Here is a 14,664-nt window from a genome sequence, read left to right on the forward strand (position 1 = left end):
GATGCATCCAAGGGGCAATGGATTTAAGGTATCAGCAGATATTCCCACTGGATTTCAGATGACAGCCAGACGGCGAAAGTAAGGCAAATGGGTTACCACAGATTTGCATTGCCTTTGCACCGGTCCTGTGTCGAGCCTCAAGGATGAGGCTCATCATTGCCAGGCAATTGCTTAGGTTAGCGATATCGCTGTGTACATAAAGCCAACAGTGCTAACGCCTGAAAAATAAAAAATAAGACAATAATAAGGACCATTTAGATGCCCAACGCGATATCCTATTCAGACTCCGTCACATTACGCTTGCCACTGCGTGAAAAATTCGCTTACGGCATGGGGGATTTTGGCTCTAACCTGATGTTGTGTATCGGTACACTTTATTTACTGAAGTTCTATACCGATATTTTAGGGATACCTGCAATTTATGGTGGTGTGATCTTTCTGATCGCTAAATTTTTTACTGCTTTTACTGATATGTTGACCGGTGTCTTGTTAGATTCTCGGCGTAATATTGGTGTTAAAGGCAAGTTCAGACCATTTATTCTTTATGCTTCGTTGCCAGTCGGATTACTGGCAGTGGCAAACTTTACCAATAGCGGCTTCAGTTTGAATATTAAGACAGTATTGGCAACGGTACTGTTTATGTTGTTTGGCCTGTTTTACAGTTTGATGAATTGTTCTTATGGTGCAATGGTGCCCGCGATCACTAAAAACCCTCAAGAGCGTGCTCAACTGGCGGCTTGGCGGCAAGGGGGGGCGACCTTAGGATTACTGCTGTGCACCGTCGGATTTATTCCTATCCAAATGTTATTTACTGAGCAACCAGGAATCGGTTATCTGATTGCTGCGGTCGTCTTTGCAACTTGCGGTGTATTTTGCATGTGGTGGTGCTATGCCGGGGTTAAAGAGCGTTATGTTGAAATGGTGCCAGCCCATCATAAACCCGGTATTTTAAAATCGTTCCGCGCTATTTTTGAAAACCCACCGTTGTTAGTATTGTGTCTTGCCAATTTATGTACGCTAGCGGCATTTAATATCAAATTGGCAATCCAGGTTTATTACACCCAATACGTATTGCACGATATCAAATTGCTCTCTTATATGGGCTTCTTTAGCATGGGCTGCATTTTGATTGGTGTGCTGATGGTGCCCGCCGCAGTAAAACGCTTTGGCAAAAAGAACGTCTATCTGGGCGGGCTACTGCTATGGTGCCTGGGGGACTTATTTAACTATGCCTGGGGCGGCACTTCGTTCTCTTTTGTGGCATTTTCCTGCATGGCCTTTTTTGGTACCGCTTTCGTTAATAGCCTGAATTGGGCGTTAGTGCCCGATACTGTCGATTATGGTGAATGGAAAACCGGCATTCGTGCCGAAGGGTCGGTTTACACCGGGTATACTTTCTCGCGTAAGATATCTGCTGCCTTGGCCGGATTTTTACCGGGTATTATGTTAACGCAAATTGGTTATATACCGAATATTGAGCAGTCGCCAGCAGTGCTGGAAGGATTTCGCCAGTTAATCTTTATTTATCCTTGTATCTTGGCGATGGGGGCCGCCATTATGATGGCCACCTTCTATAAACTCAATGAAGCGCTATTTATGAAGATAATAGCAGAAATTAATATCAGAAAAGAGAAACGAGAAGAGAGTCGGGAAGTTTATCCGGAAATAAAAAAAGAGATTATTGAAGAAGTTTAACTCGCTATACCATCAGTAATAATACTTACCCGCTATACCTTCAGGTATAGCGGAGCCCTTTATTCTTTTATCACAAGGAAATGTAAACCATGTCTAGGAGTTGTGGTTCTATTGTGCGTAACACCAAGTTGGCATTATTAATGACGACGCTGGTCATTTCAGCCGGTGCTGAAGCTGGGCGAGCTTATCTGGAAACACGTACCGCTTATAATACCGCGTCAGACTTAAGCGAAGTCATTCTGCGTGGTGGTTATCATTTTGATGGCGGACAGGGCCTGATGGCGACCAACGCTTATAATGTCGGGAAGTTTGATCAAGTAAAGCATAGTTATAATGAATTAGAAGGGTGGTACCCAATTTTTCGTCCAACAGACAAATGGACTATTACTACCGGTGGGTTGGTGAACTCAAATAGTGCTGGGTCAGGGGGTTCTGTTTATCTGGATAATAATTACAAGTTTCTGCCATCGTTCAACCTGACGGTGCGTTATCGTTATAATCGTAGCAATTATGACACCATCGATTTTAATGGTAACCCATCACGCAATGACACGCATGAAATTGCCAATTACTGGAACTTTAAAATCACCGATCAATTTAATTATACATTCGAGCCACATTATTTCATTCGGACCAATGATTTCTATAGTAAAAATGGCAAGAGCCATCATTGGGAGATCACCAATACATTCCGTTATAAAATAGATAATAACTGGATGCCTTATCTCGACCTGCAATGGTTAGATCGCTGGAACTATTATAATCAGGAACAGTACCGTATTCGTGTAGGGGTGCGTTATACCTTCTAACGCGTTTTTTTGATAGGTATAGTTTGATAGGTATAGTTTGATGGGCAATAACGCGGTTTAACCGCGTTATTGCTATTTAATTGTCTTAGCTAAAAAATGCACGTTTTAGCGCCAACTCTAAACCACGCACTTCCGCCAGACCTTTTAGACGACCAATGGCCGAATAGCCTGGGTTGGTTTTCTTCTTCAGGTCATCCAACATTTGATGACCATGGTCAGGACGCATTGGGATTTTACGCTGATCGCCCGCTTTTTCGCGGCGCTGCTCTTCTTCCAGGATCGCCATCACCACGCTATACATATCGACGTCGCCTTCCAGGTGTGCAGCTTCGTGGAAGGTTAGCGGGTTTTGTTCTTCACGTTGGGTCGAGCGCAGATGAGTGAAGTAAACACGTTCACCATGCTTTTTGATCATCTTGACCAGATCGTTGTCACCACGCACCCCGTAAGAACCGGTACACATGGTGATACCGTTCATCTTGCTGGGCACTTTCTCAGTTAACCAATCAATGTCTTCGATAGTTGAGACGATGCGTGGCAACCCGAGGATTGGGCGCGGAGGATCATCAGGGTGCACCGCCATCTTGATGTTTTCTTCCTCGCACACCGGCATCAGTTCTGACAGGAAATACGCCATGTTTTGACGTAATTGATCCTTGGTAATACCAGCGTAGCGGTCTAACTGTGCCTGGAACTCTTCCAGCGTGTAGCCTTCTTCTGCACCTGGCAAACCGGCAATAATATTGCTGGTTAATTGCTTGATCTGCTCTGGGGACATGTTGTTGAAGTACTCAAGCGCTTGCTCTTGTTCTTGCTTGGCGTAGTCTGCTTGGGCACCTGGGCGCTTTAGGATGTACAGTTCAAATGCTGCAAAGGCGATCTGGTCAAAGCGTAACGCTTTAGAGCCATCAGGCATTTGATATTCAAGGTCAGTACGTGTCCAGTCCAGCACCGGCATAAAGTTGTAGCACACCGTATCGATACCACATTGTGCCAGGTTACGCAGGGTCTGCTTGTAGTTATCAATCCACTGTTGGTAGTTGCCTGTTTGTGTCTTGATTTCTTCATGTACCGGGACACTTTCAACCACAGACCAGGTAAGACCCTTTGCTTCGATGATGGCTTTGCGAGCAAGAATTTCTTCTTTGGTCCAAACCTGACCATTCGGGATATGGTGAAGCGCGTTAACAATTCCCGTCGCGCCTGCTTGACGGATATCATCGAGTGAAACTGAGTCATTGGGGCCGTACCAGCGCCAGGTTTGTTCCATGGTTAATCTACCTTCTATCATGGTGGACTTTCACCTTGAGCAAAAGTCACGACCGTATACGAATAAGAGGAGCTGGCTCCTCTGCGGGAAATAGGGTTAAGGGAACAGGTAGCCGTCAAACTTCGGGTCATCAACGTCTGAAAGTGCAAACAGCACTTGTTTAACGTTTTCCAAGTGTTCCCACATTGCTTTGCGTGCGCCTTCTGGGTCACGTTTTTGCAGCGCGATCAGGATCTGCTCATGATCCAGCAGCCAGGCTTTGCGGTAATCATGATTAACGATATGCGAATGTAACTGCCGCCACATTGAACTCTCATGACGGCGTAGCCACAGGTCATTGACTACGTCAGCGAGTATGCTGTTTTGCGAGGCGGCGGCAATGGTCAGGTGAAATAGCTCATCGCTATCGTAATCATCACAACCAGCTTCAAGATTGCGCTTTTCAGTGTTTAATGCATCACGCAGGCGTTGAATGTCACTTTTGGTGATATACCGTGCGGCAAAGCTGGCGATTTCACTTTCAATCAATTGGCGTGCTTGAAGCAGTTCAAAAGGGCCGATATCGCTACTCGTTCCTGATGCAGATGAGTGCGTCAATGGGTTTTCTTCGCTTGGCAGGTTAATCACATACACACCGGAACCCTTGCGCACTTCCACCAAACCTTTGAGTTCCAGCATGATGATCGCCTCGCGCACAACTGAGCGACTGACGTCCATTTTTTCTGCGATGTCACGCTCTGGTGGCAAGCGGTCACCCACTTTGAATTCACCTTTGGCAACACGCTCTTGCAGCAAAAATCCAATTTCTTGATACAGTCTTTTGGGTTCTGACATGGTGGTACTCATTAATACTCTCGCCAGTTTCTTTGGGGGATTATATCACCCTAGTTAAATTGGTCAACCAACTGGTCAACCAATTAATGATGCTACCATACCGTTTACGGCTTCAATGTTGCGTAGAAGTCCGCAAGCAACTGGAATGACTCTTTTTTGGTAAATTTATCATTAGAAATTAATCCTTTACGGTTCCATCCTTTTTGGAACATATTCTGACGCCGCTCAACACGGAATTCGTACAGGATCCAAGGGGAGATACCTTTGATGTAGTCCAGTTTTGCCAGGTAATCGATTTGCTTGCGATACACGTCGGTCATGTAAGATTCACTGAAGAACCCGGTTTTCGGTGCGCCTTCACCAATGAAGCCATCTGCACCCGTTTCTGAAATCACCACCGGCTTACCGGGGTTTGAGTTTTCACCAATCTCAATCAAGTCATCAAAAACTTCCTCGTACCAACCGTAATATTCATTGATACCAATGATATCCAGGTGATCCGCAAGACGATCTTCAATCTTGTTCTTAGCGTGGTTAACCAGACAAGCGGCGGAAACCAGGCGGCACGGGTCGTTATCGCGGGCAGCTTTAACCAGGTTAGCCATGAAGGTGAGGCGAGCATCGGTGTCCGCATTTTCATTACCTACCGACCACATAATCACAGAGGCACGGTTACGGTCACGCTTTATCATTTCGATAAGCTGGTTTTCTGCATCACTGTAAGTCGCTGGATTGTCGAAATCAATCGCCCAGTAAACCGGGATCTCGGCCCAAATCAGAAAGCCAAGTTCGTCAGCCATCCGGGTTGCCATCTCGTGGTGGGTGTAATGAGCAAAACGCATATAGTTACAGTTCAGCTCTTTCGCATGCTGGAAACGGCGCTTTAGATCTTCCGGGGTCACAACTTTACCCAGAACTTGGTCATCTTCGTGTACGCTAATACCACGCAGGAAGGTGTTGACACCATTCAAGAAAATCTCAGTCCCTTTAACTTCGATCTGGCGGAAACCAACGCGATCTGATACTTGGTCTTGGCCGAACGCGGCGGTGACATCGTAAAGTTTTGGGTTTTCTGGTGACCACAATTCTGGCTGGGCAGCGAGCTCAACCGTACCTTTGCCGTCGGTGATGGTGACCGTACTGTGCAGATTGAGTTCAGGGATCGCTATTTCAACATGGCCTGCGCTGCCTTCAACCGCAACATCAATATGGATCAGGTTGTACTGGCTGTTGGGTACCAGGTAAACATGCAGGTCGCGGATAATCGCTTTAGGGGTACGCACAATTTCAATGTCACGATAGATGCCACCGTAGTTGAACCAGTCCGTATTGCGCATCGGGACACGATCCAGCGTGCGGTTATTGTTGACACAACACATGATCCAATTACGGCCTGCTTGCAATTTACCGGTAAACTCGGCGAAGAATGGCGTGGAACCGCCGTAGTGGTTACCAATAAATTCGCCGTTTAGAAACACTTTACAATCGTACTGAGCGGCCCCAATCCGCAGGAAAACACGCTCACCCGCTGCTGCTTCTTGGTAATCCCAGGCTTTGGTATACCAGGCACTCCCTTCAAAGAAGTACCATTTTTCTTTTTGCATCTGCCAGCAAGAAGGGACTGGAATGGTTTCCCCCACATAAGGGTCATAATCCCAGGGCTCGGTGCGTTTTTCTGCGGGCATGGGTGTCATTTCGTGCCAACGTTGACGCAGACCGGTATCGAGCAGGTCAACCGCAAAGTTCCAATGGCCGTTAAGTGATTCGCTGGCCCGTCCCCCCATAAACAGCATGTTGGTGTGATTCAGGTTTTGCAGATTGAATGGCAGATCATACTGTTCGTCATGCAGGCAGTTGATCGCGTTTTCAGCAAGCTCAGAACGTTCTAACATTGGTTTTTATTCCTAAATATGAGAGCGCGATTCGCGCTCTCTATATTGACTATCTGTGGGTACGGGATAGCGACAGGTTGTTACTGGGTGTTGGCTTGGGCATCAATGCCGCGCACATAGTCAGCAATCACTGGGTTTTGCAGTGCAGCTTCGTGCATCGGTTTCACCGCATCAACGAAAGGTTGTTTTTCAACGTCGATGAACTTAACTTTCATGGTCGATTGAGCTTCCTCAATGGATTTGGCGGTCATCTCGGTCCATAGCTTTTTATGGAACTGCATTGACTCTTTCGCCGCTTTCTTAATAGCTTGACGTTCTTCTTCTTTTAACCCGTCCCAAACTTTAGAACTGATGACCAGCACATCCGGGATCATCGTGTGTTCATCTTTGCTGAAGAATTTAGCCACTTCCCCGTGACGAGCGGTGGTTAGTGCGGTTTCGTTGTTCTCCGCACCATCAACCACACCTTGTTGTAATGCGGTATATAACTCGCCGTAAGAGAGTGGTGTTGGTGAGCCACCCATCATTTTGATCATTTCAACGGCCGTTGGGCTTGGCTGAACGCGGATTTTCATCCCTTTCAGGTCAGCTGGTGTTTTGATCTCTTTGTTGGCATAGAAGCTACGAGCGCCGGCATCGTAGTAAGTCAGGCCGACAAAACCCTTCTGGTGCGATGTCGCCAGAATTTTTTCACCCACATCACTTTCCATGGCCCGGTAATAGTGGTCACGGTCACGGAAGATATAAGGAATATTGAATGCGCCGTAAGCAGGCTCAAACGCTTCCAGTTCACTGGCGTTTGATTTAACCATGGCGAGAGCACCATTTTGCAGCAGTTCCATGGATTCACGCTGAGTACCCAGTTGCCCGTTTGGATAGATACGGATGCGTACTTGGTCGTTGGTGTATTCCTTCACTTTGTCAGCCATGTATTGCATTGACTGGTGCACTGGATGGTTACGGTCTTGGTTGTGGCTCAACTTTAACGTGGTTGCTGCAAGCGTTGAGAAAGAGGTGGTGGCTGCCAGGGCACAGGTAACGAATGTCACCAGCACTTTTTTGCTAATACGCATAAGGTTCTCCAGGTTTTATCGTTCTGTTATACCCCGTTGATGCAAGCGAAAACTGCAATGAACCGGGTATAGATGTTCTGCTGTTTTTGGTTAGCCAATTGCAGTGCTTAACCAGGGGTAGCTAATTACTTGTACAACTTGAGTCAAAGCAAACCAATTTTCAACTAAAAAAAGTGAATTGGTTGACCAATATCACGATCTGGTTGAGAAAAGTGGACTGACCAATTTTATTGTGACTCTTATCACAAGAGTGACTTTTACTCTGTGCTTAAATGCCGCCCACTCTTGGTTATGTGCGCACTCATATCACCTTTGGTCACCATGACGGGGTAGGAGAGAGCTGAGAACACCCGGTGAGCTGACAAAACCAAGGGATTTAGTTGGACGATAACGCTGCCAAGGAGTCTGTGTTGATTGCGACATTATTGGACGCGAATGAATGGTCACTTAGGAGACTTTGATGAATAAACTTACCAACATCATGAATAAGGTGCTCTCTTTATTCTGTATCTCGCTCAGTAGTGTATTGGTGTTGTCCGTATCGTGGCAGGTATTTTCTCGTTATGTTCTGAATAATCCGAGTACATTCACCGATGAAATTTCTCGTTTCCTCTTCATTTGGGTAGGTTTGATGGGGGCGGCATACACCTTGGGGCAAAAGCGTCATCTGGCGATTGATCTGCTACCAATGAAACTTGAGCACAGCCCAAGAAAACACAATCAACTCAGCATAGTCATTAATATTTTCAGTGCGGCATTTGCTTTTATCATCATGATTTACGGTGGCGGCAACTTGATGCTGAAAACCATGGCGACAGGCCAGATTTCCCCTGCTCTGGGCATTGAAATGGGCCTGGTTTATGCAGCGATTCCATTGAGCGGTCTGTTTATGGTGATGTACATCATTCGCGATCTGGTGGAACTCATTTCTGCGCGTCAAAAGTTGGCTTGATTACAGCCATCATAAAAACAATAACTCATTGAATAAGGAATAATACCGTGGAATGGCAAGTGCTTATTGTCTTATTTGGTAGCTTTTTTCTGTTACTTGGTATCGGGGTGCCAATTTCATTTTCTATCGGTCTCGCTTCGTTATTAGCAGTAACACTGTCGTTGCCTTTTGATGCTGCTATTGCGGTTATCTCGCAGAAAATGGCCTCTGGTCTGGATAGCTTTGCGTTACTCGCCATCCCATTCTTTATCCTGGCGGGTAACATCATGAACCAAGGCGGTATCGCCATGCGCCTGATTGAATTTGCCAAAATTCTGGGTGGCCGCCTACCGGGTTCACTGGCGCACGTAAACATTATCGCCAATATGATGTTTGGTGCCATTTCAGGTTCAGCCGTGGCATCAGCCGCAGCAGTTGGTGGCACCATGGCGCCACTGCAGAAGAAAGAAGGTTACGACCCAGCGTACTCAGCCGCGGTTAACATTACTTCCTGCCCAACGGGTCTGCTTATTCCGCCCAGTAATACTTTCATTGTCTACTCGCTGATTTCTGGTGGTACCTCAATCGGGGCGCTATTCCTGGCAGGTTATATTCCCGGCCTTATGATGGGCCTGGGTTTGATGCTGGTGGCGGGTTTTATTGCCAAAAAACGCGGCTATGCCATTGCCCCAAAACCGACTCGCGCTGAAGTTATCAAGAAAACCCTGGATGCACTGCCTAGCCTTAGCCTGGTTGTGGTCATCATGGGGGGGATCATCAGTGGGATCTTTACCGCTACAGAAGCCTCTGCCATTGCGGTGGTCTACACGCTGATTCTTGCGGTGGTGTTCTACCGTGAAGTCAGTGTCAAGCAGTTGCCACGTATCGTACTTGAATCGGTGGTCACCACCTCTATCGTCTTGTTATTGATTGGTACATCAATGGGGATGTCTTGGGCGATGGCTAACGCTGATATCCCTTACCTAATCAGTGATGCTCTGTTGGCGATTTCTGATAACCCCATCATTATCCTATTGATCATCAACGTTGCTTTACTGATCGTCGGTATCTTTATGGATATGACTCCTGCGTTACTGATTTTTACCCCTATCTTCCTGCCAATCGCCATGGACTTGGGAATGGATCCGGTACACTTTGGTATCATGATGACGTTTAACCTGTGTATTGGTATTTGTACGCCGCCAGTGGGGAGCGCACTGTTTATCGGTTGTTCAGTCGGTAACGTGAAAATTGATAAAGTTATCAAACCACTACTGCCATTCTATGTGGTATTGGTGGCAACGCTGCTACTGGTTACTTTTATACCGCAAATCAGCTTGACTCTTCCTCGGTTCTTCCTCGGTTATTAAAAATTATTGGATGAGCCCTTTGGGGCTCTCCTTCTTTTGTAAGGACTATTGAAATGAAAAACCTCAGCGATAGCCAATTAAACGCTAACGTTATTGTGCCGAGCTATGACCGTAGTCGACTGAAGTCGCGTATTGTGCATCTGGGGTTCGGTGCCTTCCACCGCGCACACCAGGCGTTGTTTACTAACGAGATGTTAGAGAAAACAGACAGTGACTGGGGGATTTGTGAAGTTAACCTGGTTGGTGGTGAAGCGCTGATCAAACAGTTGCGCGAACAAGACCATCTCTACACCGTGGCAGAGAAGGGCGCGCAGGCGACACAAGTTAAAATGATTGGGTCGGTGACGGAATCGTTGCACCCAGCGCTTGACGGCAAAGCTGCGGTACTGGCGAAAATGACCGAACCGCAAGTGGCGATTGTTTCCATGACCATCACCGAAAAAGGCTATTGTGCTGACCCTGCAACCGGTCGTCTGGATAAAAAAAATCCGTTAATCGTTGCTGACTTAGCCAATCCTCGCGACCCCAACTCGGCTATTGGCTACATTGTTGAAGCCCTGCGTCAACGTCGTGAGAAGGGAATAGCGCCCTTTACCGTGATGTCTTGCGATAACGTACAAGAGAACGGCCATGTGGCGCGAGCCGCAGTACTCGGCTTTGCCAACTTGGTTGATGCTGATTTGGCTGCCTGGATTGAAAACCATGTGACTTTCCCATGCACCATGGTTGACCGTATTGTGCCTGCCGCGACAGAAGAGACACTGAAAGAGATCGAAGCCCTGGTTGGTGTCGCCGACCCTTGTGGTATCGCTTGTGAGCCGTTCCGCCAATGGGTGATTGAAGACAACTTTGTGGCGGGGCGCCCTGATTGGAACGTGGCCGGTGCTGAGTTTGTCAGCGATGTGGTGCCCTTTGAAGAAATGAAGCTGCGTATGCTGAACGGCAGCCACTCATTCCTGGCTTATCTCGGTTACCTGGGGGGATACGCACATATTTCCGATACCATGACCAATGCTGACTACCGCAAAGCGGCATTCGACATGATGATGAAAGCGCAAGCGCCAACATTGAAGATGCCACAAGGCACCGACTTGGAAGGATACGCCAACCTCTTGATTGAGCGGTTTACCAACCCCAGCCTAAAACACCAGACCTGGCAAATTGCCATGGATGGTAGCCAGAAAATCCCACAACGTATGGGCGGTTCTTTGCGTTACCACCTTGCTCGTGGTTCCGATTTTAAATGGTTGGCAATGGGGATTGCCGGTTGGATGCGTTATGTGGCGGGGGTTGATGAACGCGGTGAAGCCATTGATGTCCGTGACCCGATGGTGGCACAGTTACAGGCAATTTATGCCGAGCAGGGCCTTAACGTTTCGGTGGTGAAAGCGTTGCTGTCCATTGAAGCGATATTTGGTACCGACCTTATTGCCAATGACACCTTTGTCACCGCAGTGACCGAGGCTTACCAACGGATTCTGGATCAGGGTGCGCGCGCTGCCGTAGCATCACTGTAATTTAACACTCAATGCCTGCGCCGATTGCGCGGGCATTGTTATTCACATCCCCCCTCAAGCGCGAATATGAATCGTGTTAGTGAAAGAGAAAATGAAAAATTTTTTGTGCGAAGACTTCTTATTGTCGAACGATACCGCCCGCGAGCTCTATCATGACTACGCGAAGGCGATGCCAATCTATGATTACCACTGTCACCTCAACCCCAAAGAAGTGGCCGAGAACCGGCAGTTTGCTAACCTGGGCCAAATTTGGCTTGAGGGTGATCATTACAAATGGCGTGGTATGCGCTCTGCGGGGGTACCCGAGTCACTGATTACCGGTAAAGAAACCTCGGACTATGAGAAGTACCAGGCATGGGCGCAAACTGTTCCCAAAACCTTAGGTAACCCGCTTTATCACTGGACTCATTTGGAGTTACGCCGTCCATTTGGTGTAACCGGCAAACTGTTTGGCCCGGAAACCGCAGAGGATATCTGGCACCACTGTAATGAACTGCTGGCGACGCCTGAATTCTCTGCTCGCGGCATTATGAAGCAAATGAATGTGGTGATGGCCGGGACCACCGATGACCCTATTCATTCTCTCGAGGCCCACAAAGCGATCGCGGACGATCAAAGCTTTGCTATTGAAGTGGCACCTAGCTGGCGTCCAGATCGCGCATTTAAAATTGAGTTAGACGGTTTTTCCGCCTATATGGCTCAACTTGGGGCGGTGGCCGATGTGGAGATTACGCGTTTTGCTGATTTGCTGACGGCGCTGGAACGCCGCCTGAAGCACTTCAGTGCCCACGGTTGTCGCGCGGCTGACCATGGCATTGAGGTGGTGCGTTTTGCGGCTGTTCCGGCAGAAAGCACGTTAGATGCTATTTTAGCGCGTCGTTTGGCAGGTGAAACGCTGACTGAACTTGAAATTGACCAGTTCACTACGGCAGTACAGGTCTGGCTTGGCCGGCAGTACGCCAAACGCGGCTGGGTCATGCAACTACACGTGGGGGCTCAGCGTAATAACAACACGCGGATGTTCCGTTTACTGGGGGCGGATTGCGGCTTCGATTCGATAGGTGATCGTTCATATGCGCTGCAACTTGCTTGCTTGATGGATGCGATGGAGACAACCAACGAATTACCCAAGACCATTCTGTATTGTTTGAACCCGCGTGATAACGAAATGCTGGCAACCATGATGGGGAATTTCCAGGATGGCAGTATCGCGGGCAAGATCCAATTTGGTTCTGGCTGGTGGTTCAATGACCAGAAAGATGGCATGGAACGCCAGATGCAGCAGTTGTCTCAGCTCGGTTTGTTAAGCCAGTTCGTGGGTATGCTGACAGACTCGCGCAGCTTCCTTTCTTATACTCGCCACGAATACTTCCGTCGTATTCTTTGCAACATGATTGGGCAATGGGCGGAAAATGGTGAAGTACCCCGTGATATGCGCATGTTAGGCAAGATGGTTGAAGATATTTGTTACCACAATGCCAAAGCGTACTTTATGTTGCCGGGTGAGTAACAACAAAATAGGGGTTATGGCACCCTAATGGGGGCCATAACCGATACTCAGACCTATTCAACCGCTAGGCTTGTTACTTGTTACTTGTTACTTGTTACTTGTTACTTGTTACTTATTACTTGTTACTGGGGCGGTTCTTGATAGGTCTTGGGGATAAATAGCGAGAAAATGGTACCACAAGGGTCATTATCCGAAACCTCGATGCTGCCATGTGCCTGGCTGACATAGCTGGCCACCAAGTGCAGACCAATACCGTGGTCGCCTCCACGTTTAGTAGTAACCCCCTGTTCAAACAGCGTATCACGCACTTCGGCGGCAATACCGGTGCCATGGTCAGCCACTTCAATCACCAATTCGTTACTGCTGTCATTAATATACAGTTCTACGGCTTGATAAGGCGGCGCACAACGCAGTGTGGCATCCACCGCGTTATCCAACAGATTGCCGATAATCGACATTAATTCGGTTTCATTTAATGCCGCCGGGAGTTGGCGCAATTGGCAAGCGGGATCAAACTGCAACGTGATACCTTTTTCACGTGCGCTGGCGTATTTACCCAACAGTAGCCCACAGATCGTGGCGGAACTGAAACGTTGAGAGATAAAATCGAGGATTTCCTGCGCACCTTCTGATTGTGCTTCTATATAGCGGATAGCTTCATCATACCGTTGCATATGTAACAAACCCGCGAGCGTGGCCGTCCAGTTCAACTGCTCATGGCGCATGATGCGTAGATTGTCGGCATAACGCTTTACCTGGCTAAGCTGGCTACTCAGGGTATTGATATCGTTTTTGTCGCGGAAAGTGATCACCCAACCCTGTAATTCATTCTCCTGCATAATACGTACCCGGTTGGCAATCACCTGTATATGGTTGAAACGGCAGATCTCATCATGAGTATCCTGTTCCAATTGGCTGGCGGAAAAGAAATTCGGTTGTGACTGGATAAGATCACCGATTTTCTGCCCCAGCAGGCTGCTCATCGGCTGTTTTAGGTCAAGTAACTCACGGGCGGCATAGTTGATGGTGATAATGCGTAACTGTGGATCGATAGCGATCACGCCTTCATAAATCGCTTCCAGCAAGGCTTTCTGTTGGCGTACCAACAGGGCGATTTCTTTGGGTTCCAGTGAGAACATTTGGCGTTTTAAGTTTTTCGACAATGACCAGGAAAAAAGAAACAACGCCGTTAACAGCAGGAGAACTGAAAAAACAATTTGAGTGAGTGTTCGGGCATTTAAGCGGTCGATATGGCTCTTAAGATAACCGACAGAAACAATACCAATGACCTGATCATCCGCATTAAGGATCGGTGCCTTGCTACGTAATGAAATGCCGATGCCGCCTTCGCGGATGGAAATAATACTTTTACCTTCCAACACTTCTTTATTGTCACCCCCCACCATCGGTTTCCCCAGTTGTTTGGGGTGTTCGGAATGGTAAAGGTGCAGGGTGTGCCGATCGCCAACCACAATATAACTGGCATCGCTGGCGGCGCGGATTTGTTTCATCAGATTGGCGATATCTTGCGTATTGTTCTGCTCTACTGCGGTGATCAGTGTCGGGATCAGCGCAATTTCACGGGCCTGGACTTGAGCGCGGGCACCCAGATCACGGTGCAACTGGGTATTCAGATTATAGTAGGTGTAAACGCCAATCAGCGTGAGCAGCACACTTGAACAGGCGACCAGGCAAAGAAAAAGTTTGATGTGAAAAGAGAGTGTTATACGCATGGGTGATTATGGGGCCTCTATCCAGACTGT

Annotated in this window: 11 protein-coding genes; 6 read left to right on the forward strand and 5 right to left on the reverse strand. The window is 47.7% G+C overall.

The genetic code is table 11. The features are described from left to right. Positions 1-258 precede the first annotated feature (258 nt). Positions 259-1,695 (forward strand): MFS transporter, encoded by a 1,437-nt coding sequence (locus AC2A06_RS16840; RefSeq protein ID WP_484381038.1) that lies wholly within the window; start codon positions 259-261, stop codon positions 1,693-1,695. 140 nt (positions 1,696-1,835) lie between these two features. After that, on the forward strand, positions 1,836-2,504 hold the full coding sequence (gene ompL / locus AC2A06_RS16845; RefSeq protein WP_484381058.1) for a porin OmpL: 669 nt from the start codon (positions 1,836-1,838) through the stop codon (positions 2,502-2,504). A gap of 85 nt (positions 2,505-2,589) precedes the next feature. Here the strand turns inward: ompL and uxuA are convergent, their stop codons facing one another. The 4 genes from uxuA to AC2A06_RS16865 all read right to left on the reverse strand — a co-directional run bounded on the left by uxuA (position 2,590) and on the right by AC2A06_RS16865 (position 7,573). Further along, on the reverse strand, positions 2,590-3,774 hold the full coding sequence (uxuA, locus tag AC2A06_RS16850; protein WP_023491774.1) for a mannonate dehydratase: 1,185 nt from the start codon (positions 3,772-3,774) through the stop codon (positions 2,590-2,592). 96 nt (positions 3,775-3,870) lie between these two features. Then, positions 3,871-4,608 (reverse strand): FCD domain-containing protein, encoded by a 738-nt coding sequence (locus tag AC2A06_RS16855; protein ID WP_484381039.1) that lies wholly within the window; start codon positions 4,606-4,608, stop codon positions 3,871-3,873. Between the two features lie 104 nt (positions 4,609-4,712). Continuing rightward, entirely contained in the window at positions 4,713-6,500 is a 1,788-nt protein-coding gene (locus tag AC2A06_RS16860) for a glycoside hydrolase family 2 protein (RefSeq protein ID WP_484381040.1), read from the reverse strand. 80 nt (positions 6,501-6,580) lie between these two features. Then, entirely contained in the window at positions 6,581-7,573 is a 993-nt protein-coding gene (locus tag AC2A06_RS16865) for a TRAP transporter substrate-binding protein (RefSeq protein ID WP_484381041.1), read from the reverse strand. 460 nt (positions 7,574-8,033) lie between these two features. Here AC2A06_RS16865 and AC2A06_RS16870 point away from each other — a divergent pair, with 460 nt between their 5' ends. The 4 genes from AC2A06_RS16870 (at position 8,034) to uxaC (ending at position 12,901) form a co-directional block, all read left to right on the forward strand. Further along, positions 8,034-8,525, forward strand: coding sequence for a TRAP transporter small permease (locus AC2A06_RS16870; protein ID WP_473197109.1), 492 nt, complete (start codon positions 8,034-8,036; stop codon positions 8,523-8,525). A gap of 47 nt (positions 8,526-8,572) precedes the next feature. After that, complete coding sequence (locus AC2A06_RS16875) at positions 8,573-9,874, forward strand: TRAP transporter large permease (RefSeq protein ID WP_023492050.1); 1,302 nt, start codon at positions 8,573-8,575, stop codon at positions 9,872-9,874. 53 nt (positions 9,875-9,927) lie between these two features. After that, positions 9,928-11,391, forward strand: coding sequence for a fructuronate reductase (locus AC2A06_RS16880; RefSeq protein ID WP_484381042.1), 1,464 nt, complete (start codon positions 9,928-9,930; stop codon positions 11,389-11,391). Positions 11,392-11,482: 91 nt separating this feature from the next. Then, positions 11,483-12,901, forward strand: a complete 1,419-nt coding sequence (uxaC, locus tag AC2A06_RS16885; protein WP_484381043.1) for a glucuronate isomerase — start codon at positions 11,483-11,485, stop codon at positions 12,899-12,901. Between the two features lie 122 nt (positions 12,902-13,023). Here the strand turns inward: uxaC and AC2A06_RS16890 are convergent, their stop codons facing one another. Beyond that, entirely contained in the window at positions 13,024-14,634 is a 1,611-nt protein-coding gene (locus AC2A06_RS16890; RefSeq protein ID WP_484381044.1) for an ATP-binding protein, read from the reverse strand. Positions 14,635-14,664: the final 30 nt, after the last annotated feature.

The organism is Serratia sp. HNCC26DJ244, assembly GCF_057180565.1.